Annotated in this window: 29 protein-coding genes, 1 tRNA gene and 1 pseudogene; 15 read left to right on the top strand and 16 right to left on the bottom strand. The window is 71.7% G+C overall.

The window, feature by feature from the left end; genetic code table 11:
- Positions 1-132 precede the first annotated feature (132 nt).
- Positions 133-1,127 (top strand): annotated as a pseudogene (locus tag MMSR116_RS17135) (SDR family oxidoreductase).
- A gap of 106 nt (positions 1,128-1,233) precedes the next feature.
- Positions 1,234-2,019 carry a sigma-70 family RNA polymerase sigma factor gene (locus tag MMSR116_RS17130; RefSeq protein WP_010686612.1) on the top strand — a complete coding sequence of 262 codons (786 nt, stop codon included), beginning with the start codon at positions 1,234-1,236 and terminating at the stop codon, positions 2,017-2,019.
- A 210-nt stretch (positions 2,020-2,229) separates the two neighbouring features.
- Here MMSR116_RS17130 and MMSR116_RS17125 read toward each other — a convergent pair whose 3' ends face one another.
- The 3 genes from MMSR116_RS17125 to MMSR116_RS17115 form a co-directional block, all read right to left on the bottom strand.
- On the bottom strand, positions 2,230-2,478 hold the full coding sequence (locus MMSR116_RS17125; protein WP_039894525.1) for a hypothetical protein: 249 nt from the start codon (positions 2,476-2,478) through the stop codon (positions 2,230-2,232).
- A 55-nt stretch (positions 2,479-2,533) separates the two neighbouring features.
- Positions 2,534-2,839 carry a hypothetical protein gene (locus MMSR116_RS17120; protein WP_010686614.1) on the bottom strand — a complete coding sequence of 102 codons (306 nt, stop codon included), beginning with the start codon at positions 2,837-2,839 and terminating at the stop codon, positions 2,534-2,536.
- A gap of 73 nt (positions 2,840-2,912) precedes the next feature.
- Complete coding sequence (locus tag MMSR116_RS17115) at positions 2,913-3,470, bottom strand: metallophosphoesterase (protein ID WP_010686615.1); 558 nt, start codon at positions 3,468-3,470, stop codon at positions 2,913-2,915.
- A gap of 272 nt (positions 3,471-3,742) precedes the next feature.
- Between MMSR116_RS17115 and MMSR116_RS17110 the strand changes: the two genes are divergently transcribed.
- The 7 genes from MMSR116_RS17110 (at position 3,743) to MMSR116_RS31385 (ending at position 7,197) form a co-directional block, all read left to right on the top strand.
- On the top strand, positions 3,743-4,402 hold the full coding sequence (locus MMSR116_RS17110) for a DNA-3-methyladenine glycosylase family protein (protein WP_010686616.1): 660 nt from the start codon (positions 3,743-3,745) through the stop codon (positions 4,400-4,402).
- Between the two features lie 37 nt (positions 4,403-4,439).
- Positions 4,440-4,515 (top strand) — tRNA-Ile (locus MMSR116_RS17105).
- A gap of 273 nt (positions 4,516-4,788) precedes the next feature.
- On the top strand, positions 4,789-5,481 hold the full coding sequence (locus tag MMSR116_RS17100) for a phosphatase PAP2 family protein (RefSeq protein WP_010686617.1): 693 nt from the start codon (positions 4,789-4,791) through the stop codon (positions 5,479-5,481).
- Between the two features lie 402 nt (positions 5,482-5,883).
- Positions 5,884-6,153 (top strand): DUF6894 family protein, encoded by a 270-nt coding sequence (locus MMSR116_RS17095; protein ID WP_010686618.1) that lies wholly within the window; start codon positions 5,884-5,886, stop codon positions 6,151-6,153.
- Positions 6,154-6,272: 119 nt separating this feature from the next.
- Positions 6,273-6,587, top strand: a complete 315-nt coding sequence (locus MMSR116_RS17090; protein WP_010686619.1) for a hypothetical protein — start codon at positions 6,273-6,275, stop codon at positions 6,585-6,587.
- Between the two features lie 116 nt (positions 6,588-6,703).
- Complete coding sequence (locus MMSR116_RS17085) at positions 6,704-6,916, top strand: TOBE domain-containing protein (RefSeq protein WP_010686620.1); 213 nt, start codon at positions 6,704-6,706, stop codon at positions 6,914-6,916.
- A 140-nt stretch (positions 6,917-7,056) separates the two neighbouring features.
- On the top strand, positions 7,057-7,197 hold the full coding sequence (locus MMSR116_RS31385) for a hypothetical protein (RefSeq protein ID WP_010686621.1): 141 nt from the start codon (positions 7,057-7,059) through the stop codon (positions 7,195-7,197).
- 11 nt (positions 7,198-7,208) lie between these two features.
- Here the strand turns inward: MMSR116_RS31385 and MMSR116_RS17080 are convergent, their stop codons facing one another.
- The 5 genes from MMSR116_RS17080 to MMSR116_RS17060 form a co-directional block, all read right to left on the bottom strand.
- Positions 7,209-10,454, bottom strand: coding sequence for an efflux RND transporter permease subunit (locus tag MMSR116_RS17080; protein WP_010686622.1), 3,246 nt, complete (start codon positions 10,452-10,454; stop codon positions 7,209-7,211).
- Positions 10,455-10,464: 10 nt separating this feature from the next.
- Positions 10,465-11,805 carry an efflux RND transporter periplasmic adaptor subunit gene (locus tag MMSR116_RS17075; protein ID WP_010686623.1) on the bottom strand — a complete coding sequence of 447 codons (1,341 nt, stop codon included), beginning with the start codon at positions 11,803-11,805 and terminating at the stop codon, positions 10,465-10,467.
- A 120-nt stretch (positions 11,806-11,925) separates the two neighbouring features.
- The gene (locus tag MMSR116_RS17070) at positions 11,926-12,246 is read right to left on the bottom strand and encodes a hypothetical protein (protein ID WP_244625476.1); all 321 of its coding nucleotides are present in this window, start codon (positions 12,244-12,246) and stop codon (positions 11,926-11,928) included.
- A 122-nt stretch (positions 12,247-12,368) separates the two neighbouring features.
- On the bottom strand, positions 12,369-13,403 hold the full coding sequence (locus MMSR116_RS17065) for an AraC family transcriptional regulator (protein ID WP_010686625.1): 1,035 nt from the start codon (positions 13,401-13,403) through the stop codon (positions 12,369-12,371).
- Between the two features lie 326 nt (positions 13,404-13,729).
- Positions 13,730-13,909, bottom strand: coding sequence for a hypothetical protein (locus MMSR116_RS17060; RefSeq protein ID WP_010686626.1), 180 nt, complete (start codon positions 13,907-13,909; stop codon positions 13,730-13,732).
- A 40-nt stretch (positions 13,910-13,949) separates the two neighbouring features.
- Here MMSR116_RS17060 and MMSR116_RS17055 point away from each other — a divergent pair, with 40 nt between their 5' ends.
- The 6 genes from MMSR116_RS17055 to MMSR116_RS17030 all read left to right on the top strand — a co-directional run bounded on the left by MMSR116_RS17055 (position 13,950) and on the right by MMSR116_RS17030 (position 17,239).
- Positions 13,950-14,588, top strand: coding sequence for a hypothetical protein (locus MMSR116_RS17055; protein ID WP_158168902.1), 639 nt, complete (start codon positions 13,950-13,952; stop codon positions 14,586-14,588).
- The gene (locus MMSR116_RS17050; RefSeq protein ID WP_010686628.1) at positions 14,585-14,827 is read left to right on the top strand and encodes a hypothetical protein; all 243 of its coding nucleotides are present in this window, start codon (positions 14,585-14,587) and stop codon (positions 14,825-14,827) included. Before MMSR116_RS17055 ends, MMSR116_RS17050 begins: the two co-directional genes overlap by 4 nt.
- 95 nt (positions 14,828-14,922) lie before the next feature.
- Positions 14,923-15,285, top strand: a complete 363-nt coding sequence (locus tag MMSR116_RS17045) for a hypothetical protein (protein WP_010686629.1) — start codon at positions 14,923-14,925, stop codon at positions 15,283-15,285.
- 88 nt (positions 15,286-15,373) lie between these two features.
- Positions 15,374-15,574, top strand: coding sequence for a hypothetical protein (locus tag MMSR116_RS17040; protein ID WP_010686630.1), 201 nt, complete (start codon positions 15,374-15,376; stop codon positions 15,572-15,574).
- 322 nt (positions 15,575-15,896) lie between these two features.
- The gene (locus MMSR116_RS17035) at positions 15,897-16,160 is read left to right on the top strand and encodes a hypothetical protein (RefSeq protein WP_010686631.1); all 264 of its coding nucleotides are present in this window, start codon (positions 15,897-15,899) and stop codon (positions 16,158-16,160) included.
- Between the two features lie 665 nt (positions 16,161-16,825).
- Positions 16,826-17,239 (top strand): hypothetical protein, encoded by a 414-nt coding sequence (locus MMSR116_RS17030; RefSeq protein WP_158168900.1) that lies wholly within the window; start codon positions 16,826-16,828, stop codon positions 17,237-17,239.
- A 541-nt stretch (positions 17,240-17,780) separates the two neighbouring features.
- Here the strand turns inward: MMSR116_RS17030 and MMSR116_RS17025 are convergent.
- From MMSR116_RS17025 to MMSR116_RS16995, 8 genes are all read right to left on the bottom strand, one after another.
- Positions 17,781-18,110, bottom strand: coding sequence for a hypothetical protein (locus MMSR116_RS17025; protein WP_010686633.1), 330 nt, complete (start codon positions 18,108-18,110; stop codon positions 17,781-17,783).
- A gap of 248 nt (positions 18,111-18,358) precedes the next feature.
- A complete protein-coding gene (locus MMSR116_RS17020) occupies positions 18,359-18,631 on the bottom strand; it encodes a DUF1488 family protein (protein WP_106428331.1) in 273 nt (90 codons plus the stop codon).
- A gap of 166 nt (positions 18,632-18,797) precedes the next feature.
- Positions 18,798-19,085 (bottom strand): hypothetical protein, encoded by a 288-nt coding sequence (locus MMSR116_RS17015; protein WP_244625475.1) that lies wholly within the window; start codon positions 19,083-19,085, stop codon positions 18,798-18,800.
- A 357-nt stretch (positions 19,086-19,442) separates the two neighbouring features.
- The gene (locus tag MMSR116_RS31380) at positions 19,443-19,616 is read right to left on the bottom strand and encodes a hypothetical protein (protein WP_010686636.1); all 174 of its coding nucleotides are present in this window, start codon (positions 19,614-19,616) and stop codon (positions 19,443-19,445) included.
- A 94-nt stretch (positions 19,617-19,710) separates the two neighbouring features.
- Positions 19,711-20,208: a DUF2721 domain-containing protein gene (locus tag MMSR116_RS17010; protein WP_010686637.1), complete on the bottom strand. Its 498-nt coding sequence runs from the start codon at positions 20,206-20,208 to the stop codon at positions 19,711-19,713.
- A 105-nt stretch (positions 20,209-20,313) separates the two neighbouring features.
- Positions 20,314-20,466 (bottom strand): hypothetical protein, encoded by a 153-nt coding sequence (locus MMSR116_RS17005; protein WP_010686638.1) that lies wholly within the window; start codon positions 20,464-20,466, stop codon positions 20,314-20,316.
- Positions 20,467-20,506: 40 nt separating this feature from the next.
- Positions 20,507-20,845, bottom strand: a complete 339-nt coding sequence (locus tag MMSR116_RS17000; protein WP_010686639.1) for a hypothetical protein — start codon at positions 20,843-20,845, stop codon at positions 20,507-20,509.
- Positions 20,846-21,029: 184 nt separating this feature from the next.
- Positions 21,030-22,664, bottom strand: coding sequence for an adenylate/guanylate cyclase domain-containing protein (locus MMSR116_RS16995; RefSeq protein WP_010686640.1), 1,635 nt, complete (start codon positions 22,662-22,664; stop codon positions 21,030-21,032).
- Between the last annotated feature and the right edge of the window lie 266 nt (positions 22,665-22,930).

The following is a 22,930-nucleotide window of genomic DNA, read 5'->3' as shown; positions in this document are numbered from 1 at the left end:
AGGCGGACGGGCTCGGGGCGGCGTTCGGAGGTCCGCGGGCAGACATGTCCGGTTCGCCGCAGCTGCCAGGGGGAACGCCACTTCCCGCGCCGCGGTTCGCTGTGGAGTTGCAAGACGAGACGGAGACCCGGCATGGCGGGACGGGACGGCGGCACGGTGGTGATCACCGGGGCTTCGAGCGGCATCGGCCGGGCCGCCGCCGAGGCCTTCGCGGCGAGGGGCGCCCGGGTGGTCCTGGCGGCGCGCCGGGCGGAGGTGCTCGACGGGATCGTCCGGGACCTGCGCGCATCGGGGGCGCGGGCGCTGGCGGTCCCCACCGACGTCACGGATCCGGCGGCGGTCGACGCCCTGGCCCGCGCCGCGATCGACGCCTTCGGGGCCATCGACGTCTGGATCAACAACGCCGGGGTCGGCGTCTTCGGCCCCCTGCTCGACGCGCCGCTCGACCTGCACCGGCGGACGATCGCGGTGAACCTGCTGGGCGCGCTCCACGGCGCCTACGCGGTGCTGCCGCACTTCCTCGACCGCGGCCGGGGCACGCTGATCAACACGGTCTCCATGGGCGGCTGGGCGCCGACACCCTTCGCGGCCGCCTACACGGCGAGCAAGTTCGGCCTGCGCGGCTTCTCGGCGAGCCTGCGCCAGGAACTCGCCCGGCACCGGCACGTCCACGTCTGCGCGGTGTTCCCGGCGATCGTCGACACGCCGGGACTGGAGCACGGCGCCAACGTCACCGGCAAGCGGCTCAATCCCGGCCACCTGTACTACGCGCCCGAGGCCGTGGCCGAGACCTATCTCCGCCTCGTGCGGCACCCGCGGGACGAGGTCGCGGTGGGCTGGCCGGCCCGCCTCGCGCAGGTGGGCTACGCGCTGGCCCCGTACCCGACCGAGCATCTCATGGGCCTGGGATTCCGGCTCGCCCTCGACCGGGCCGATCCGGGCCCGCGCACCCACGGCGCNCCCTGCGCGATCCGGTCGCGCGGGGGACGGGGACGGACGGGGGCTGGCGCGCGCGCAAGGGCGTGCCGTCCGCCGGGACCCTGAGTGCGGGCCTCGCCGCCGCCGCGGCCGGCGCGGCCGTGCTCGCGGGGGTCGCGGCGGCGCGGCGATACGGCACCCGGGGCTGAGGCGCCTTCCGCGATAGGGCTAACCCATGTTGCGGCATGGGGGTTCGGGGCGGGCGACAACCGGTGCCATGGGGCCACCGGCCCGCCCGCCGACGACCGGACCTGCATGCCCGCCACAGAAGGCCCATCCCTCCTCGATCCCGCCGAGACCTTGGCCGATGACTTCGCCGAAGACCTCGCGGAGGAGTCCGGCGAGGACGGCCGGCACGGCCTGCCGGAGGCGGTGCGCGCCCATCTCGGGACGCTGCTCGGCCGTGCCTACGAGCAGATCGGCCCGGCGCCCGGGACCGCCGCGGAGCGCTTCGCCGAGCTGCTGGCCCGCCTCGACGTCGCCCTGGTGCAGGCCGAGGGCGAGCGGGACGCGACCTTCCGGGCGGGCCTGCTGGAGGTGGTGCCGGCCCTGCACCGGTTCGCCGTCTCGCTGACCCGCGACCCGGCGGCGGCCGACGACCTCGTGCAGGACACGCTGCTGCGCGGCTGGCGCGGGCGGGGCGGCTTCACCCCCGGGACCAACCTGGAGGCGTGGCTGTTCACGATCCTGCGCAACGTGTTCTACAGCCAGCACCGCAAGCACGGCCGCGAGGTCGCCGACACCGACGGCAACCATGCCGAGCGGCTCACCAGCATCCCCGAGCAGGGCGGCCACCTCGACCTGCAGGACGTGCGCGCCGCCCTCGACCGGCTCGCCCCGGTGATGCGGGAGGCGCTCGTCCTCGTGGCGATCGAGAACCTGAGCTACGAGGAGGCCGCGGCTGTGATGAACTGCCGTATCGGCACCGTGAAGAGCCGCGTCTGGCGCGCCCGCGAGCAGCTCGCCCGCATGCTCGGCTACAGCGGATCCGAGATCGGCAACGACGGCGTCATGCTCTCGGTGACCGGGGCCACGGCCTGAGCAGGAGCGATTTTCCACGTCGGAGAGGCAAAATCGGCATTTCTATACCGGTATTCCGGGCCGAATTTGACTTAGGTGAAAGCGCCCAGGCTGCTCCCGGGCGACATACGGGCGGGTTGGGTCGATCCGTCGGCTCGGCTCGGCTCCCGTCGGTGTGACATCCCCCCGATCCACCGGCGGGAGCCCCTTTCGGAGGCATAGACCGCGGGTTCAGCGCGAGGCGCCGCCCTTCCGGTCGGCGTCGAGCTGGCGCAGCAGTTCCGCCAGCCGCGGGTCCAGAGCCTCGTCGATCACCGGATCGTACAGCGCCCGCAAGGTCTGGCCGAGGCGCAGGCGCGTCGGCCCGTCGAGGACCGGACCGCCCGCGACCGGCACCACCCGCAGGGGCGTCGGTGTGCCGCCGTGATTCGCTCGGGCTGCAGGTCTCGGGGCGGCGCGCTGGTGTTCGGGCTGAGGCATGCCCCTTACATCGGCCGGCGCCCGCGCGACGGCAACCACCCGGACGCGCCGCACGTCACGCGTCGTCCTCGGGGGCGAACACCTCGCCCTCCTCGGCCAGCACGGTGTCGGCCTCGTCGCGGGCCAGTTGATCACCGGGCCCGTCGGCGGGATCGGACCGGCCCGCGGCCCGTGCCACGCCGCGCTCCCAGCCGGGCGACAGGACCTCGCCCCGGGCAGCGAGGATCTGGCCGGCCCGGCGGCAGACCCGGTCCCAGTCCGCCGGCTGCATCGCCGGGAAGGCGGTCCCGAGGCCGAGGTCGGTCCCGGCCTGCGCCGCGGCCTCGGCCCATCCGGGTTGTGGAGAGGAGGGGTCGGTCATGGTCGTGCGGCCTCCGGACATGTGGGCGGTGACATAGGGCGTGCAGCCCTCCCTGCAGCCCTTTCTGTAGCCCTTAGCGCAGCCCGTGCGCGGCGATCTCCTCCGGGACCAGGCCGGCCGCGTCCTGTCGCGCCAGGATGGCGTCGAGCGGGATCGGGCGGCCGCCCCAGGCATCGACGCCGACATCGCAGGAGCGGGTGGTGTCGGGGAGCCGGCCGTGGCTGTGCCCGTAGAGGTGGCGCGTCTCCCGCCACAGGCCCGGCCAGGCGCGATGCGCGTAGTGCGACAGGAACAGGCGGTGCGCCCGCCCCGCGGCATCCGCGACCGAGAGGCGGAGACTCTCCACCGGGGGCTCCGCCCAGGGCAGGTCCAGCACGCGGTTGGAGTCATGATTGCCCCGGACCAGATGCTTCGCGCCGTTCAGCCGGGCGAAGATGGCCGCGCAATGGGCGCGACTCGCATGCGCGGCGAAGTCGCCGAGGTGCCAGACGACGTCTTCCGGGCCGACCACGGCGTTCCAGCCGGCCACCAGCGCCTCGTCGTGGGCCGCGACGTCGCCGTACCGGTCCGCGCGGTGGCGCAGGATGTGCGGGTCGCCGAAATGCGTGTCCGCGGTGAAGAAGGTCGCCATGTCGCCGAGACTCGCCCCCGGGCTTGCATCCGCACGAGACCGCCGCGGCAGGCCGCGCGGTTCCGAACCGAGGTGGTCCCACCCGCGTCCCGAGCAAGGCCGCGCGGCATCCTGACCCCGGACCGCGCCCCGGGGCCCGCGCTATGATCCGTCGCCGACGGGGCTCTGCGGGTCGGGAGTCGCGTCGGGACCGCCCTCGGGGGAACGCCGCTAACCTCCCGGATCCCAGGAACCCCGCCGGACGAATCCCACGTCGGACAGGCTTCACGGCGATGCTCGATCCCGCAATCTACGCGCATCTTCTGGACGCGGCCGGCGCGCACCCGGTCCTGCGGGCCGCCCTCGTCGAGGCCGGCCCGATCGTGATCGCGCCGCCGGCGAGCGGCCCCGTCGCCGACCGGCTGTTCGTCGAGGTGGTCAACCAGCAGTTGTCCACCCGGGCCGCCGCGGCGATCTGGACGCGGATCGAGGCCGCGGCCGCGACGGCCGCCACCACTCCCCGCGGCCTGTTCGAGACCGGCGACGCGGATCTGCTGCGGGCCTGCGGCATCTCGGGAAACAAGATCCGCGCTCTCCAGGCCATCGTCGCCGCGGAGGCGGCGGGCCTGCTCGGGCCTGACCTCGCCGGGCTGCCGCACCGGGAGCGCGCGGCGCGCCTGTGCGGCATCCGCGGCGTCGGTCCCTGGACCGCCGACATGGTCGGCATCTTCCACTTCCACGATCCGGACATCTGGCCGGAGGGGGACGTGGCGGCGGTGGGCTGCCTGCGCCGGCTCACCGGCCGGACGGACACGAACGCCGTGGCGGGCGTCTTCGCGCCGTACCGGTCGATCCTGGCGCGCTACCTCTGGCACATCAAGGACCGGCCCGCGGCGATGGCCGAGCCCGCGCCCCCGAGCCGGAGCCCGGACGGGGCGGCGGAAACCGGGTGACGGGCGGGCGGGGATCGGCTATCGGTCGGCGCCTCCCGGGCCCGTAGCTCAATGGTTAGAGCCGGCCGCTCATAACGGTCTGGTTGCAGGTTCGAGTCCTGCCGGGCCCACCACCCGATCCTGCCGGGACTCGGAACGTGGTCCAGCGCCGATCGCGGCGCCGTCTATCGGATCCGCAGGTACAATTCTAATCAACAGACGGCCACTCGCGTCACGATAAAGTGATGCTCTACAGACGATACCCCGGCCGGAACTCACAACAGAGGTAGTCAGTCAGGACTTGCTGGACGGAAGAGATAGATACGCAATATCCACTGACGGCAGACACGTTGTCGCGGCGCCGCGTTTCGCCTACCGTGCTTTGATCCTGACCTAAGGATCCGTCGATGCACGTCTTTTCGAGTCTTGACGATTATATGCTGCATCTCACGGGCGCCATTGCCGGCCGCCACGCGTTCTTCGACAAGTTCGTCGTCAAGTTCCTCGATCTCGAGAGCATCAGGCTCCTGCCTCTGATCATCGTTTTGATCTATCTCTGGTATCGCGGCGACGAGAAAGTTTCCGCCCGGACGACGGCGTTCGAAGCCGCGGGCGGCATGTTCCTGGCCGTCGTGGTTTCGCGTCTGGTCCAGAATCTCTCCCCGTTGCGGCTCCGCCCCCTGCACGGCGGCGATCCTGCCTTCGTGGCTCCGATCGGAACGAACATGGGGACGCTCGAACACTGGAGTTCCTTCCCGAGCGATCACGCCGCGCTCAGCTTTGCCCTGTCGACGGCGCTCTGGCTTCTCGCCTGGCCGCTCGGGGCGCTCGCCTACGCTTGGTCGGTGCTGGTCGTCTGCCTTCCGCGCATCTACGCGGGCTATCACTACGCGAGCGATGTTTTGGGCGGGGCCCTGATCGGCGTCGTCGTGGCCGTGTGCGTGCGGCGGCTGCTTCCCAGCAAGGCCGCCGCGGCCCGGGCGAGCAACGTGGCCGCCCATTATCCTGGACTCTTCAATGCGGGATTGTTCATCCTGGCCTATTTCTTCGCGACCATGTTCCATGATGTCCGGGCGGCAGCCCACGGCTTGTTCCAATAGGCCCGGGACGCCCTGTTTCCGGAGCGGGCATGCTGAGGCGGGACGTCGGCCCCGCACCCGCGACGCGACATGCCATAGCGACGAACTGGCCCTGCGGTGATGATCGGCAGTCGTCCGAACTCTCGTTCTCGTCGCCGGCAGATCAGCGGGACGCATCCAGATGCCCACGGCAGATCGCGGATGCGTGCGGCGTCGATCTGGTGCCGCCGGTGGTTCGCGTGCGTGCAGAACGCCGGCAGGTCATCTGCTCCCGTCCATCCCCCGATCTTCGGCGCTGCACTGATCGCGGTAGCCTCCGGACCGCGGTCCGGACGGAAAGCCTGTAACGTAGGTTGGAATTGATGGAGAACCGGCGCACCGACCGTGGGTTGGCCTGATGAGAGCACCGCACGGAGGGGTGGATTGCCCCGCTTCTTCTTCGACATCCACGACGGCCAGTTCCTGCCCGACACCGATGGGACCGAGTGCGCGGATCTGGATGCGGCGCGCCGGGAGGCGATGATCAGCCTGCCGGAGATCGCGCGCTGGATCATCCCCCGCGACGGCGACAACCAGGCCTTCACCGTGCTGGTCCGCGACGAGGGTGGAACGGTCGTCTACACCGCGACCCTGACCTTCGCGGGCCTGAGGCTCGACGGCGCGGCCGTCGCCGAACCCAGTCCGGCCGGGTAGCGGCCGCGGAGACCGGCCGCCGCGCGCCTCGACTGAGCGCCTCGAACAGGAAGCCGCCGCCGGGGTTGCCTCGTTGTCGCCCCCGAGAGGCGGCACGAGGAGCACGCGAGGGCACGCAGATGAAGACGTGGATACCGATCTTGGCCGCCGGCCTCCTGGCAACGGGCTCGCTGGCAACTGACTCCGCGGCGCTGGCCGCCGAGGGAACCCGCCCGGCCGGCGGCGATGCCGCGCACGGCGCCCGCATGCAGGGGTCGCCGAACGCGGCCGGCTATACCGGGACGAGCGACACGACCGGCTCGACCAAGGCTGGGGCCCCGGGCCCGGAGATGCCGAACCAGGACGGCCGAATGAAGGGGCCGCCCAACGCGGCCGGGTTCCAGCAGGGCGGCGGCGCCAGCGGCGGAGCGTCCGGCGCCGCGGGCAGCCGCTGATCCCGACGCGAGGCCGGCGCCCGCTTGAACCTGCGCGCCGGCCTTGCCAGAGGCCGAGGCGCTTGAGCCGATAGGCCCATCCGGCAGCCGCGACGGCTGCGCCACGAGGACGATCCATGAAGCACGGTGCCCGCAACGACATCCCCGCCACGGTGACGGCGATCAAGCGTGGGGACGTGATGGCCCAGGTCGAGGTGGAACTCGTCGGCACCACCTATCGCATGGCGTCGGTGATGACGCTCGACTCGCTGGAAGCGCTGCGGCTCAAGGAGGGCGATACCGTCCACGTGCTCGCGAAGGCGGTGAACGTGCTGCTCGTGAAGCCGTAGCGGCGGCACGGGATTCGCACGGGCGGCTCCGCGGGGCCCGCCCTCCGCCTTGGCGGATCGGTCATCCAGCCGTCATCGGGCTGGCCTAGGGCGGCGCCTCCCGCCCGAGCCACCCGATGCACTGACTGGACAGCGCCCCCATGGATTGGTTTGACCCGCCCGAAGACGCCTCCCCGTCGGCGGCCGACGCGAGCCGGATGCGGCTCTACATCGCCGCGAGTCTGTTCGGCATCGGGGCCCTCGGCATGGTCGGGGGCTTCCTGCACATCCTCCCCGCCTGAGGGCGGCCCCGTCAGGCTGCACGATCCGCCACCGGCTCAGGGAATCCGGCGCTCCGGTGGCCGGCCGCCGGACTGGCCCGGCCGAAGCGCGCGTAGAGCGCCGGCAGCACCAGCAGAGTCAGCAGGGTCGCGCTGATCAGGCCGCCGATCACCACGGTGGCGAGCGGCCGCTGGACCTCCGCGCCCGTGCCGGTGGCGAGCGCCATCGGCACGAAGCCCAGGGAGGCGACCAGGGCGGTCATCGCCACGGGCCGCAGCCGGGTGAGGGCGCCCTCCCGGATCGCGTCCCGCAGCGGCCGGCCTTCGGCCACCAGCTGCTTGATGAAGGTCAGCATCACGAGGCCGTTGAGCACCGCCACGCCCGAGAGGGCGATGAAGCCGACCGCTGCCGGCACCGACAGCGGCATCCCGCGCAGCCACAGGGCCGCGATGCCGCCGGTGAGGGCTAGCGGGACCGCGCTGAACACGAGGAGCGCGTCCCGCGCGCCGCCCAGAGCCGAGGAGAGCAGCAGGAAGATCAGGACGAAGCAGATCGGCACCACCACCGCGAGGCGCGCCTGGGCCGAGGCGAGGTTCTCGAACTGCCCGCCCCAGGTCACGGAGGCGCCCGCCGGCAGGGTCACCTGATCGGCGACCTTCCTTTGAGCCTCCGCCACCAGCGAGCCGATGTCGCGGCCCCGGACGTTGGCGGTGACCACCACCCGGCGGCGGCCGTTCTCGCGGCTGATCTGGTTCGGCCCCTCGCTGATCGAGAACTGCGCCACCTGCCGGAGCAGCACGGAGGCTGCCCGGCCGTTCGGCCCCGGGGGGAGGGGGACGGGCAGGTTCTCCAGGGCTTCCCGGTCCTCGCGGACCTGATCGGTCAGGCGCACCACGATCGGCACGCGCCGGTCGCCCTCGAACACGAATCCGGCGTCCCGGCCGCCCATGGCGGCGCCGATCACGTCCTGGATGGCCCCGGTGCTCAGGCCCAGCCGCGCCGCCTCGGCCCGGTCGATCCGGATCTCGAAGACCGGCAGCCCGGCGATCTGCTCGACCTTCACGTCGTCGGCGCCCGGGATCCCGCGCAGGATCGCGGCGATCCGGTTGGCGGTCTCCAGCATCGGCTCGAAGGCCTCGCCGAACACCTTCACGGCGAGATCGCCCCGCGTCCCGGCGAGCAGTTCGTTGAAGCGCAGCTGGATCGGCTGGGAGAACTCGTAGACGTTGCCGGCGAGTTCGCCCAAGGCCGCCTCGATCTGCTCCTGCAGCGCGGCCTTCGACAGGCTCGGGTCGGGCCACTCCGCCTGCGGCTTGAGCATCACGAACGTGTCGGAGGAGTTCGGCGGCATCGGGTCAGTGGCGACCTCGGCGGTGCCGGTCTTCGAGAACACGTAGGCGACCTGCGGGAATTTCGCGATGGCCCGCTCGACCTTGAGCTGCATCGCCTGCGACTGGGTGAGGGAGGTCGACGGGATCCGGGTGGCGTTGAGCGCGATGCTCTTCTCGTCGAGTTGCGGGATGAACTCGGTCCCGAGCCGCCCGGCGAGGACGCCGGCGCCCGCGAGGAGCAGCAGCGCCGCCCCCACGAACGGCGCGGGCGCGCGGATCGCGGCGGCCAGCACCGGCCGGTAGACCGCCTTCAGGCCCCGGATCAGGGGGTTCTCCGCCTCGGTGACCCGGCCGGTGAGGGCGACGGCGATCAGGGCCGGCACGAAGGTCAGCGACAGCACGAAGGCCGCCGCCAGGGCGAGGATGACGGTCAGCGCCATCGGCTGGAACATCTTGCCCTCGACCCCCGTGAAGGTCAGGAGCGGGACGTAGACCAGGATGATGATCGCCTGCCCGTAGAGGGACGGCTTGATCATCTCCTCGGCCGACGCCCGCACCGTCTCCAGGCGCTCCTCCAGGGTAAGCGCCCGCCCGGTCGCGTGCTGCCGCTCGGCGAGGTGGCGGAGCGCATTCTCGGTGATGATCACCGCACCGTCGACGATGAGGCCGAAATCGAGCGCCCCGAGGCTCATCAGGTTGGCCGAGATCTTCCCTTCGACCATGCCGGTCACGGTCATCAGCATGGCGACCGGGATCACCAGCGCGGCGATCAGCGCCGCCCGGATGTTGCCCAGCAGCAGGAACAGGACGACGATGACGAGGCCCGCGCCTTCCGCGAGGTTCCTGGCGACCGTGCGGATCGTGGCCTCGACGAGCTGCCGCCGGTCGAGCACCGTCTGGACCACGATGCCGGGGGGCAGCGCGCGCCGGATCTGGTCCAGCCGGGCATCGACGGCGGCCGCCACCGTGCGGCTGTTCTCCCCGATCCGCATCAGGGCGGTGCCGATGACCGTCTCCTGCCCGTTCTCGCTGGCCGAGCCGGTGCGCAGGTCGCGCCCCACTCGCACCGTAGCGACGTCGCGGATCCGTACCGGCACGCCGCCGCGGCTCGCCACGACGACGTCGGCGATCGCCTCCGGGCTCTCCAGGCGGCCGGCGGCGCGCACCACGTAGCTCTCGCCGTTATCCTCCAGGTAGCGGGCGCCCTGGTTGGCGTTGTTGGCCTGGAGTGCCCGGGCGACGTCCGCGAAGGAGAGGTCCAGGGCGGTGAGCTTCGTCGGGTCGGGCTGGACGTGGTACTGCTTCTCGAAGCCGCCGATCCCGTCGACGCCCGCCACTCCCGGCACCGCCTTGATCTGCGGCCGGATGATCCAGTCCTGAACCGTGCGCAGGTAGGCGACCTGCTCCAGCTCCGACCCGAGATCCTGGCCCTCCGGGGTTCGGTAGCGCCCGTCCGGCTGCCAGCCCGGCTGTCCTGCCGGCACCGTCGTGCGCTCACGCGGCGGCGCGTACTGCACCGACCACATGGTGATCTCGCCGAGCCCCGTGGAGATCGGCCCCATTCGCGGCTCGACCCCGGGGGGCAGGTCCTCCCGCACCTGGGCGAGGCGCTCGGCGACCTGCTGGCGGGCGAAGTAGATGTCGAGGGTCTCGGCGAAGACCGCGGTGACTTGCGAGAAGCCGTTGCGCGAGAGCGAGCGCGTGTAGTCGAGGCCCTTGATGCCGGCGAGCGCGGTCTCGACCGGGTAGGTGACCTGCCGCTCGACGTCGACCGGCGAGAGCGACGGGGCCAGGGTGTTGATCTGCACCTGGTTGTTGGTGATGTCGGGCACCGCGTCGATGGGCAGCTTCGTGAGCGCGACGGCGCCGAAACTGGATGCCAGCAGCACGAGGAGCAGCACCAGCCAGCGCTGGCGGACCGAGACGGCGAGGATACGGCTGATCATGGCGCGATCCTCAATGGTCGTGGTCGGCATCGGCCTTGCCGAGCTCGGCCTTCAGCACAAACGCGTTGGCGACCGCGATCTCGGCGCCCGCCGCGAGGCCCGCGGTGACTTCGTAGGCCTCGTCGTCGGACCGGCCGAGGGTGACCGGCCGCTTCTCGAAGCCGTCCGGATTGCGCACGAAGACGACGCTCCGGCCCGCGATCGTCTGGACGGCCGCCTTGGGGATCCGGACCGGGACCGCGTCCTGAGCGATCTCGACCTCGGCGGTGACGAAGGTGCCGGGCCGCCACGCGAGGTCCGGGTTCGGCAAGGCGACCACCACCCGGGCCGAGCGTGTGTCGGGGTTGAGGAAGGGGCTGACGAAGATCACGCGCCCGTCCGCCCGGCGCTCCGTCTCGCCCGTCCGGCCGGGCGTGACCGTGACGCGGGCGCCCTCCCGCACCTGGGCGAGGTCGAGGGTCGGCACCGACAGCTCGATCCAGACCGTGGAGAGGTCCGCCACCGTGTAGAGGTCCGCCGGGTCGCCCTCCTTGCCGACCGCGGTGCCGACATCGACCTTGCGCTCGACGATCCGGCCGGTGAGCGGCGCCCGCAGGGGGTAGCGGCGCAGGCTCGACTGGTTGGGCGTGGCCTCGTCGCGCTTCTGGGCGGCCGCCACCTCTGCCGCGTCGAGGCCGAGCGCCGACAGCTTCTGGCGGGCGAGGTCGACGCGCAGCCGGTTCTCCAAATAGGCGGCGCGCGCGGTCTCGAAGGCGGCCTCCGAGGCGCTGCGCGAGGCCAGGAGCTTCTGCTGGCGCTCGAAATTGATCGTCTGCAGCTCGGCCTGAACCTGGGCGGTGAGGAATTCGCTCTTCGCGTCGGCGACCTCGCGGCTGTCGAGGACGGCGACGACCTCGTCCTTCTGGACGGCGTCGCCGAGGCGCTTGCGCATCTCGGCCACGGTGCCGACCACCCGGGCGGGGACCCGGGCGATCCGGTCGGTGTCGGGGGTGATGGTGCCGGGCACCAGGAGGTGGCGCGCCAGCGTGCCGCCCGCCACCGTCCGGGTGACGATGTCCTGACCTTCCACCTGATCGGGCCGCATGCGGATCACGCCCGCGTCGCGGGCCTCCCCCGCGCCGTCCGGGTGGTCGTGATCATGGCCACGCTCTTGGTCGTGGCCGGCGCCCGCAGGCCGGTCCGGTCCGGCGGCGTGCTTGTGGTCTAGGCCATCGCGCGGGGCCGGGACGAGACCGGACGCCGCGAGCGCGTGCCGGAGGAGGTCGGGCAGGGCGGGGACTGCAGCGCCGAGGGTGATGCCGGCGGCCAGGAAGGCCACGGACAGGAGGGCCGCGGACAGGAGGATGCGCATGGGGAAGCTGCTCGGCCGGGACGGCGGGCTGCCGCGCGCGGCGGCCTCCGGGGTCCCGTTCAGGTGTCGTGTGCGGGTGGGCCCGGAGCCGATTCCGGCGACCGGGCGGAACGCGCGCCCTCAGGCGGCGTCAGCGCCCGTGCGCGGGGGCCGGGGCAGCCGGTCGGGCGCGACGGAGGGCCGGCCTTGCGCGAGGGCGGCGGGCAGGGGTCGGCCCGGGACGGACGGAGGCGCGACCTCGGCCGCCTCCAGGCGCGCGGCCTGATGGCAGCCGCAATGCAGGTGCTCGCCGAGGCCGGGATCGACGTCCCCGGGCGCGGCCGGCGCACCGAGGGTCGGTCCGTCGGTCCGGGCATGATGGCTGCCGGCGTGAAAGGTCAGATCCGCCGCGAGGCCGGCGCCGGGCGGCGCGACGGCCAGCGCCAGGACGAGCGCGAGCACGCGGGCGGCGATCGCCCACCAGCCCCGCGCACGCGCGGCGCGCCTATGCCGAACCCCGACTGACATCAGGGGCCATATGGGCGATGCGGGGCCGTCGGCACAAGGGCCGCGGCCCGCATCCCTCAGGCTGCCAGCCTGAGAACCCAGTCGTAGAAGTCGGCCCAGGTCTCCGTCCGGGACGGCTGGCCGGGCACCGCCGGGGCCTCGGCCACGGCCTGCCCCCGAACGTCCCGGGGGGCGCAGCCGAACTCGGCGCGGAAGGCCTGGGCGAAATGGGCCGCGCTCTCGAAGCCCCAGCGGTAAGCCACCTCCGACACCCGGACGTGGCGTCCGTCGCCCGCGGCGAGTTCCCGATAGGCGCAGGCCAGCCGGCGCTGCCGGATGTAGCCCGACACGCCTCCGAGCGGGGCGAACAGGCGGTACAGGGCGCTGCGCGAGACGCCGAAGCGGCGCCCGAGCGCGTCGGCATTCAGCTCCGGGGAGGCCAGTTCGATCTCGATGACGCGGCGCAGGACGAGGAGGAGCGGCGCGCTGTCGGAACCCTCGCCGCCGCGCGTCGCGTCGGGCCAGGCGCTCGTCGCGGCGGCGAGCAGCGCCGCCGTGGCCCGCGTCGCCGCCTCGGCCTCGCGCACGGAGAACCCGTCGGCGTGCGTGCTGAGCGCGCGCAGGTGATCGGCGAGCATCCGGCCGAACGGCGTCTCACCCGGGATCACCGCCCCGTGCAGGGCGTCGAGGCGGCTCTGATCGGCGCCGAAGAGGGCCCGCGGCAACACCACCGTGAGGGCCTGGTAATCCGTGGTGCTGGCGGTCAGCGGGCGCGACAGGTCGAACAGGCAGATGTCGCCCGGCGCGCAGTCGCGCTCGTCGCCGCCGGTCCCGATCCGGGAGCGGCCGGAGAGGCGCACATGCGCGAGGATATGATCCACCCCCATACGGGCCACGAGGGCGCGTTCGCGGGCGAAGCGTAGGCCTGAGGCGCTCGCCCGGCAGAGGATCGCGTTACCGAGGTGCCGGACCTGCGACCGCCCGCGGAACTCGGCCACGTCCTCCTCGCGGATCGCGAAGGTCCAGAACGGCGCGACCGCGTCGCGCCACGCGGCAGCCTGTTGGGGACCTGGGCTCTCACTCCTGAGCTGCAGGACAGAGTTCGACCGCATCGCCCGTGTCGTGACCTTTGGCTTCGGAATGATCGTCTAGGTGGTCCCAGTACGACGATTCCGGCTTCCTTGGAAAGGGCGTGGGCCTTCACGGGTCCACGCGTAACCCGGACGGAAAATCCAAGATCCGAGGAGGCATCACCGGCGCGTTTAGTATCCTTCCTAAAGTCAATTCTTGAGGCTCATCCACAGACGGAGCCGATATGGAGCAGTGAGGCCGGTACCTTCGCGCGATACAAAACGTCCCGCGTGCCGGTTGGCCGCGGGACGTGGAAGGTGCACGGTCGTGAAGACCGGTGATGTCATGGCACAGGGTTAACGCCCGGTTACCGCCCGCTGGGCGCCGCGCCGCTGCCGGTGGCGCCGTTGCCGGTGCTGTTGTCGCCGGCCGGGGCGCCGGAGGTGGACGTGTTGCCGTTGGGCGTGCTCTGCGCGGCAGCCATGCCGGCGCTGCCGGCGACGAGGGCGAGGGCGAACAGGGCGGAATAGACGGTTCGGCTGGTCATGGGTCTGCTGATTCCGATCGGGTTCGGGACGTGCTGGACCATGGCGCCGGCCCTGAGGACTGTCTCGGGGCTGACTGAGAACTGCCTCGGGGGCAGACCCGGGGCAGACCATGCCGGCATGGGCTGGATAACCGCGCGCCTCGACGGCGTGTTCCGGCCCCTGCCCAATCGGCCGCAGCGGATGGGCAGGGCGCAATCCGCGCTTGCCGCGCTTGCCGCCCTCGTCCGCCAGCCCCTCCCGGCGCCCGTCGCGGACCCGCGGCGGCGCGCGGCCCGAACCGTCAGCCATGACCGGATCGACCGGGAACACCGAGTCCGCTCGCAAGCTTGTCCGAGCATCGGAGGCCTGGGGCGTCGCGTGAAGGTGTTCCGGATCATGCAAGCGGCGACGGGCATCGTCCTCTGGACCGGCTCGGCGCTGGACGCTCTCGCGGCGCTGGACAGTATGGCGCACGCGGCCGGCTACCACGGCCGCGCGCGCCTTCCGGATCGCCTGCGCGCCGGCGGCCTTCACGTCGCGGAAATCGATGTCGGAGGCGCGCAGGGTCTCGGGGGCTTTGCAGAAGCGTGGGCCGGCCTTGCGGGACCCGCAGCCAACCCAGGACCTGAGCCGATGAAGCGATGGCCTGCCAATGCGGATCGGCTCACGCCGGCCGGAGCCTCGGGAGCCCCGTCATGACCAAGCTGTTCATCGCGCAGCTGCGCCGGCCGGGCGGCCCGGAGCCGCTCGTCACGGTCAGGGCCGAAGCCGAGGGCGAGGCGCGCCTGTTTCTGACCGCCGCCTATCCGGAGGCCGAGATCGCCGGCCTCACCGAGCCCAGCGACTGGACGAGCGATGCCGATACCGGAAGCCGGGCCGGCGACATCCGCGAGCATCCCGGCGTGACTTGGCAGCCGCCGTCGAGCCTGGCCGGCTGAGGACAGCCCGTGTTCGGCTACCGGAATCGGCCGGTTCGGGACAATTGGAACGGTGGAATTTACGCGCCGTCAGCGCGCGGCGCCGAGGCTGCGGCATGACCTCCGGCGATCCGACTCCGCGGCTCTTCGCGGCCGCGGCCTCCCTGACCGGGACCGGGATCCTGATGTGCCGGGCCGAGCCGTCCTGGGACGGGATCCTGATCGGCCTGCTCTGCCTCGGGCTCTGGGCACTCGGGACCTTCGCGGCACGGCCGGACCGCGGCCCGCGGCCGGCACGATCGACCCGGCCGCGTGTGCTGGAGGCCGTCATCCTCGAGACGCCCCGGACCATACCGGAGCTGTTGCCCGCGCCGCGGCCCGTATCCCGTGCCGCCGTCCCGGCGGGCGCATCCCACCTCCCGGAGGCGCCGACGCATCGGCAACGGGTCGTCGAGCGCTACACGCGCCAGCGCCGGTAGACCGCTCCTCCGGGCCGCGTCGCGAACTTCTGCCGCAGCATCGATGCGACGGGTGCCGGGTTTGCCCAGGGCCAACCCAGGAGACAGCATGGCGGACAAGGCTGACGTGACGACCTACACGGTGAAGCAGGCGCTGGCCGCGAAGGTCGCCGATCACATCGAGATCGCGGTCGAGGCCCAGGACGGCACGACGCTCAAGCTCAAGGCGACCGCCGACCAGCTGGACGCCCTGGTGGGCGATCTGGAGACCATTCTGGACGCCGACGACGCGGAGGGTGAGGCGGCCTGAGCCGCCCTCCAGAGCGGCGCCCGATCCGGTCTGATCGGGCGCCGCGCCACCGCGGCTCCGATCCGGGCTGGACCTCGGAAGTGATCGAGGTGCAACGGCACTGCCAGCCCCGTCTCGAACCGTTCATGGCGCGGCCAATTCTGATATCTTCTCGTTGGAGATCTCGATCTGAGGAGGCGCGGGTGTCCCGCTGCGTCTTCGCCATCCGGGATGGCGAATGGTCAGCTGAACCGGGCCCGGCGCACCGGGCCGTCGGGCGCGCCGCGGCGAGACCGGCCGGTCGCGGCCCGGCTGCCAGACCGGCTCCGTGACGGGACTGGCGATGGCCTCGACCGAACCGCTCGCCCCCTATCGGCTGCAATGCGTCATCCATCGCGAGAGCGCCAGCGGCATCATCATCCATGACGAGCAGATCCTCGGCGCCTCCGAGGCTGCGGCCGTCGCCGACGCGAAGACCCGCTTCGCGCAGCTGCTCGCGGGCCGCTCGGGCTCCGCAGCCCTGCGGGACGTGGCGGGTCGTGTCGTCTGGTCCGCGCGGCAGGACGGGCCGCCCAGGGCGGAGGGGCCCGTTCCCGGGCCGCCCTGAGCCCGGACGCCGCAGCTCAGGCGCTCGCTGGATCGACCGTCAAGGTCCCGCCGGGTCGGGGCACGTCGCGGGTTCCCGCAGCGGGCGGCCGCGGCCAAGGTCGCACCGCCGGCCCGACGCACCGGTGCCCTCCGCCGCGTGCGGACTGGAGGACGGGGTTCGCGACGCCTGCGGCAGAGCCGGACAGCGCCTCGCAAACGCACCGGCATGGGACGCACGGCCGAAGGCGACCGGCCAGCGCCCGGGATCCAGGACGAGAACGGGACCTTGCGCCCACGCCCGGCATCCTCAGCCCAGGACGCGCCGACATTTCCGCGGCAACGACAGCCAAGCTTCGCCGTAGCGCCGGCCCGGGCTCAGCCTCGGGCTCAGTAGCCATCAGGTTTCTGCTCTCGGGTCGCAAATAACGATTGACCGCCGCCAACTTCTAAGTACTTTGCCTAAGCTGTCGTATTTACGGGCTAGATTGCGCCATCCGGTTGCAAATAGCATTATTTGGCTACAGCAGCCCGGTCCGGCGTAGTGGAGCGGTCGCGTCGGAGTCGTGGGCGACGATGTCTCATCCAGCATCCAGAATGACGCTTCTGATAGCGCTTCCTCTCGGCTGCGCCTGTGCTGTGACATGCCGTGCAGAACCACAGACTGTCCGGCTTCCGATGCTTGAGGTGCCCGACGATTCTGGTCCCTCGTCCCGGATCCTCCGGCAACAAGATCGGTCGGCGCTGCTCAGAAGCCCGATCGAGCTGTCGGATGCAGCCGACCGGAGCATCGCCGCGCGTGAACAGGCGGCTTGGCGGCGGCTGTCCGGCTCGCTCTGCTCGGGCTGCGGCGGCGCTGGGCGCGCCCGCAGGGTCGATTACGTCGATCCCATCGCTGTACTGAACGCGAAGCCCGCCGCCTGGAAGCCGACGGTCGTGGTGAGCCGCGCGGTGCAGCCCCCACATGCCCACCGGGTTCAGCTCGCACATCGTCATCGGCACAAGTCGAGACTCTACGCCTACTTCAGCAAGGTTCGCTACGCGCTCCTCAAATGGCGCCGGCACCACCGGCATCATCGGGTGCGCCTCGTCCAGCGCTGATCCGACGGCCCCAGGCGAAGTCTGCGGCCCGGTCCACGACCGGCGCCGGGCTCGGCCGTTCGCGTCCGCGCGCGCAACGTCGCGACCGGTGCGCAGACCATCAGGGCCGACGCGCCACAGGCCCTGCAGGGTGTCCGCGTGAACGCATCGGTTGAGGCGCTCCTCCCGTCATCACGGGCGGAGCGACCCAGGGCAGCGTGGCCCGATCGGGCGTGGCGCCACGGGATCGCTTCGCTCCGCTCGCGGAGACAGCCGCGCCGAAGGCATCGACCGGACCCAAGTCTCACACGAAGTGCGGCGGCAGGACCATGAACTGCGCGTGCACGATCAGGCTGAACCCCATGGCCGCCGTCACGACGGCGTCCACGAGGCGGCTGGTCATCGTCGCTGGCCTTGTCATCGCGCGCAGACCCCGTTCGGCCTCCGACGATCGGAGGCCTCGAACGGTCTTATGGCCAAGCTCGATGTCCGGCGTATTGCTTCGCGTGTTGCATCGGCGAACGCCGCGCTCCGCATCGGAGGCGGCCCGCTCCGCGGCGGGTCAGGCTCGGCGGCCCGCGCCGCCCTGCCGTGCCGGTTCCGGACCGGGCCCGCCCGTCACGGCTCCGGATCTACCGCCGGTGACGCGCGGGGTGCCGCGACCGTCCTGCCGGCGCACAATCGGCTCCGCGCTGCCGAGCGACGCCGAACGGGCCGCTCTGATCGGCCGGTCGTCGCGCGGGCACCGACCCGACACGACTTCTTCCAGACTTTCGATGTCGGCCACCGACATCGACAGCCAGGATACGCCGGGGAAGGCATCCTCCGGCTCCGCACGGGCACGCTCGAGCCAAGCAGCCCGGTCGCTTCTGATCTCGTCGATGAAAGACATCGGCCGCTCCCCGCATTGGCGGGAGGTCAACGCCGCCATCCGGCGCAGGTTCAGCGGCGCGCCGCCTTCCCGGCCGTCTGCCCGGAAAGCGGTTTGCAGACGCGCCCACGCCCCGGCACCCGTCGGGCCGGTCCGGGCCGCCGCGCTCTGCGCACGCCGCGCAAAAGCCGCCACCGACCCTGCGACGAGAACCTGTGACGCACCAAGGACCCGAGGGATGAAGCGGCGGCCTGCCGATACGGGTCTGCTCAGATGAAATCGGACTCGTCGAGGTCCAGGATGCCGTCCGGCGCGCCCGAGCGCTCGTACTTCTCGATGGCCGCGTCCTCGATGGCGCGGCGGTGGCTCCGGAAGATGTCGAGCGGGTCGAACGGGCGGTCGCCCGCGTGAAACAGGTCTCTCAGCACGTCGATCGGCACACGGCAGGGGACGACGCGACCGTCCAACATCCCGAATCGCACGTGGGCAAGGGTCTCCTGATCGATGACCGGCTGTCCCGCCTCATAGCCTGCCAGCGGCATGTCGCGCCTCCGCGGTTCATCCACCCGCATCGCGCCCCTCCGTCCGCCGGTCAACCGCCGCCGGCATGTCCGTATCCAATCCGACAGTCGTCCGGGCGACAAACCCGCGGCAGGGCTGCGCGATCGGGTCGGTCGCCCCAGCCCGAGCGGAGCACCACAGACGGGATCACTGAAGGGAGTGAACCTCCGGCACCATCAGGCGCCCCGCATCGAGCAGCGCGCGGACCTTGCGGGTCGCGTGCAGGAGAATGTCCGGTCGCGCGACCTCGTAGGTGTTCTCGGCCGCGAAGCTGATCAGCGCCTCCTCGATCTGACCTTCGATCTCGTCCATCAGGGCGAGCCCTGCCGCTCCCTCGCGCCGCAGGTGCGCCCCCGCGAGCGCCAGATAGGCGGCACTGGCCAGCAGGAAGGCGATGCCGTTCGCCTCCTGCGCGATGTCTGCAGGCTTTTCCATGCCGTCTGTACGGTCGCCCTGTGCCTTGTCCATCAACAACCCGCGTTCTGCAGAAGATCGACAGCTCGCTATGACTGCATCCAGGCGACGTAAAAACCCGAGAGGAGTGCGTACGACGATGATTTATCAATCAAGTGGGTCGGCGACGTGAACCATTTGCGGACATTTTTACTACCGCTAGTTGTATAAAATGGGATGGCGCGAGCCGCAGACTTCGACGTGTCCAGCATTCGGCTCGCGGCCAGCACGAATGCGCGTCGCTGCCGCAGGCAAGGTCGCACAGACTGCGCAAGGTCGCGCCGCCTGCAAACCCCGGCTGGCCCTCGGTCCCGGGCCGCAGCGCGCGGCCCCGGCGCCTCAATGATGCGGTTCCATGTCGATGACCGGACCGCCCATGTCGAAGAACTCGTCCTCGCGCGGAAGGGCTTGCTCCAGATCCTCGTCCTCCCGCCGACCGAACGGAAGGAGCGACGACAGGGCCCCGAGGCAGAGGGCTCCGGCGATGAGGGCAACGAAGATCGCGAGACTCATGACGGAACACTCGAGCGCAGCGTACGGCGGCATCAGGCACCGTTAAGATTAAGGGCCGGTTCCCAATCCGTGCAATCGCAATCCGTGGGCCGGGTCAGCGCCCGGCCGGCACCTTGTCCTGCTGGTGTTCGACCTCGTCGCGCACGCCGCGCCCCGCCATCAGGATCTCGGCCATGAACGCGGCGATCGCCGCGACGGTGCAGATCAGCGCCGCCCCGAAGCACGCGAACAGGATCGACGCCGTGGCGGCGTCGCGCAGCGCCCCGACGAACAGGGTCAGCACGGCCAGCCCGATCAGCCCGCCCGCCAGCGAGGCCAGAACGACCGCCATGTCGAGGACGAAGGAGCGTCGCCGCAGGTAGCTCAGCCGACGGGACAGGCGGACGGCCTCGGCATCCGCCGCCCTCGCCTGCGCCATCCGGGCGGCCTCCGCCGAGAGGGCGTCGACCTTGTCGGAGATCCGGCCGAGGCGGGTGGAGAACACGTTCAGCAGCGTGGCCAGGGCCGAGAGCAGGAAGGCGGGCGCGAGCGCCACCTGGATGATGTGCGCGATGCTGTCTGGCTCGGTGGAACTGAGGGAGAATCCGAACATCGCCGCGCTACCGCGCCGCGCGGGTTGCCACGGGACGCCGTCCGCGCAGCCTGGCCGGCGGCGGCAGCGCCTCGAGGAACGCGCCGGTGGGGGCGGGGGCGTCGGTCACCGGAGCCTCCACACCCGCGGCTGGGTGGCGACGATGGCGAGCACGTAGCAGGCGACGCCGAGCGGCGTCCCGTAGGCCAGGACGGCGACACCGATCCCGATCCACGTCGCGAGCAGGGCCAGCATCGACAGCAGCGCGATCGGGTTCATGCGGGTCTCCCGGTCTCCGGGCCGGCGGCCCGGACCCGCGTCATACGGGCGGGCCGGACTGCGTGACGAAGGCCGACGGCACATAGCGCCGGATGCAGGCCAGGGAAGCCGCGACCCGCGCCCGGCTCAGGAACGGGCCGAACACCACCGGCGCGGCGCCGGGCGGCGTGGCCCCGAAGGCGTCGCGCGCGTCGATCCGGGCCGTCAGGCCGCAATCCCGGCCGGCGCGGGCGATCGCGGCCAGCGCTTCGGTCGCCGCCTCGGGTCCGATGTAGCGCGACAGCAGCGTGCTGCGCACCGCGCCGGCATAGATCCACCAGCCGACCGTGTCCTCCTCCACCGCCCGGGCCGTGCGGGCCGTGACCAGGAGGGACGGCATGACCGTGAGGACCAGGACGAGGCGAGAGCCACGCCCACGGGCGACGGGCGTGCCCCGCGGCCCGGCTCCGGAAGCCCCCGCGCCCGACACCCGCGCCCTCGTGCCTGTCGCCCCCTGACCGCTGCCGTCCATCTTCGCCCCGTCGACAGGTCTTCCCAGGATCTCCAACGCCCGTCCGGCCCCGTCAGCCCGCCGCCGCGGGCTGCAACGCGCCCGGCTGCGGCTCCGGGCTCGGCGCGCCCGAGCCGGTCATCCGGCGGTCGACGGCGGCCAGCGTCTCGAGGAGGCGTTTCCGGAGCCGGGCGGCGCCGTCCGCCTCCAGGGCATCGACGTCGATGTAGAAGTCGATGCCCCGCGCGTGCTCGGAGAAGACCGTCTCCGGCGCCTCCGCGGCGAGGTCGCCCTCGATGGCGTAGGGGACGACCTCGCGGCTGATGCCCTTCATGCGGATCGGCTCCTGCGGGCCCGCCCGGACGATGTCGCTGACCAGCGCGTAGGTCTCGTAGCTCAGGGTGATCCCGCCGGGCGCGGCCACCGATTGCAGGCGGGCGGCGAGGTTCGCCTCCGCGCCGATGATCGTGTAGTCCATCCGATCGTCGCTGCCGAAATTGCCGACGTTGCAGTAGCCGGTGTTGATCCCGATCCGGGCCTGGAACGGGCGCTCGATGCCGGCCCGGCGCCAGCGGGCGTTCAGCTGGCCGAGGCGCTTCTGCATCTCGATGGCCATCCGCACGCAGGCCTGCGCGTCCTCGCGCACGCCCCGTGTCTCGGGATCGCCGAAGAACACCAGCATCGCGTCGCCGATGTATTTGTCGACCGTGCCGCCGTGCTTGAGGGCGATGGCGGTCATCTCGGTCAGGTACTCGTTGAGCAGCGCGGTCAGCTCCTCGGGCTGCAGGCGCTCGGTGGTGGCGGTGAAATCCTTGATGTCGGAGAAGAAGATCGTCAGCTTCTTGCGCTCGGTGGCCACCGACACGTCCCGCTCGCCGCTGAAGATGCTCTTGTAGACCTGGGGCGAGATGTACTTGGCGATCTGCACCGAGATCGCGGCCAGGAAGCCGTTCGACTCCGTCAGCTCGCGGTTCATCCGGTCGATCAGCCGGGACTGGCGCGCCTGCAGGAGCAGGAAGGTGGTGCCGGCGAGCGCCGCCAGGATGAAGTAGCCGAGCAGGTACTTGAAGGCGAGGACGTTGGCGGCGATCGGCTGGCGCAGGACGATCTCCTGGATGCCGCGCACGTCGCCGACCTTCCAGTCGGTCTTGGGGCTCAAGGGATGCGCGTTGTGGCAGCGCACGCAGGCGGATTCCATCCGGATGGGCGCAGCGATGCGGACCTGCCGGTCGAAGATCGAGCCGGTGGTCTCGCTGACGAAGTTGGTCTGGGGGTGGGCGCGCAGGTCGGCCAGGGCGGCGGCCTCGAAGGCGTCGAGCTCGTGGGGCTTGCGGTCCTTGAACGGCAGGTCGGACACGAAGCGGTACTTCACCGCCCCATCTCCGCCGCTGATCCGGTCGCCGAGTTCCAGGGAGAGCGTCGCGGGGATCGGGATCGCGTTCGGCACGCCCTTGTAATCGTGGGTCGTCACCACGCGGCCGGTGGCGCCGTTGACCGCCTGGACCACGTCGCTGGCGTAGAAGCTGCGCATCTGGTCGATGATCCGGCCGGTCTCCACCGCCTGCGTCGCCAGCATGCGCTCGGACAGGCCGCGGAGGTCGAGCCAGACCGCGATCGGCAATCCGGCCAAGCCGAACAGGATCGCGGCGACGAGGAGAGGGCCCATGATCCGCTGATGCCGCGCGGTCCGCTCGCTGACGCTCGACATCCGCCCCTTCTCCACAGGCCGAACGGCGTGGCCGTGCGCGTGGCCGCGTCGGCGGCAGACCGCTCCGGGCCGGACGTCCGGCTGCCCGATTCGCCGCCCGCCCCGGAGATTACAATGCTCGGGACCCGACCTCCAAGAGCATGGACGCCCCGAGACAGCGCCCCGTGGGTCATGCCTGCGGCGAGCACTGGATAGGCGCCGGGCTGAACCGGATCGGTCCCAGGAAGAACCTTGCGTCTAGTCTGTCGCGCCGAAACGGCGCCCTC

The sequence above is a fragment of the Methylobacterium mesophilicum SR1.6/6 genome (genome assembly GCF_000364445.2).
Classification (GTDB): domain Bacteria; phylum Pseudomonadota; class Alphaproteobacteria; order Rhizobiales; family Beijerinckiaceae; genus Methylobacterium; species Methylobacterium mesophilicum_A.
Note: the sequence above shows the minus strand (reverse complement) of the source record. Positions and strands in the feature narration are given on the sequence as shown.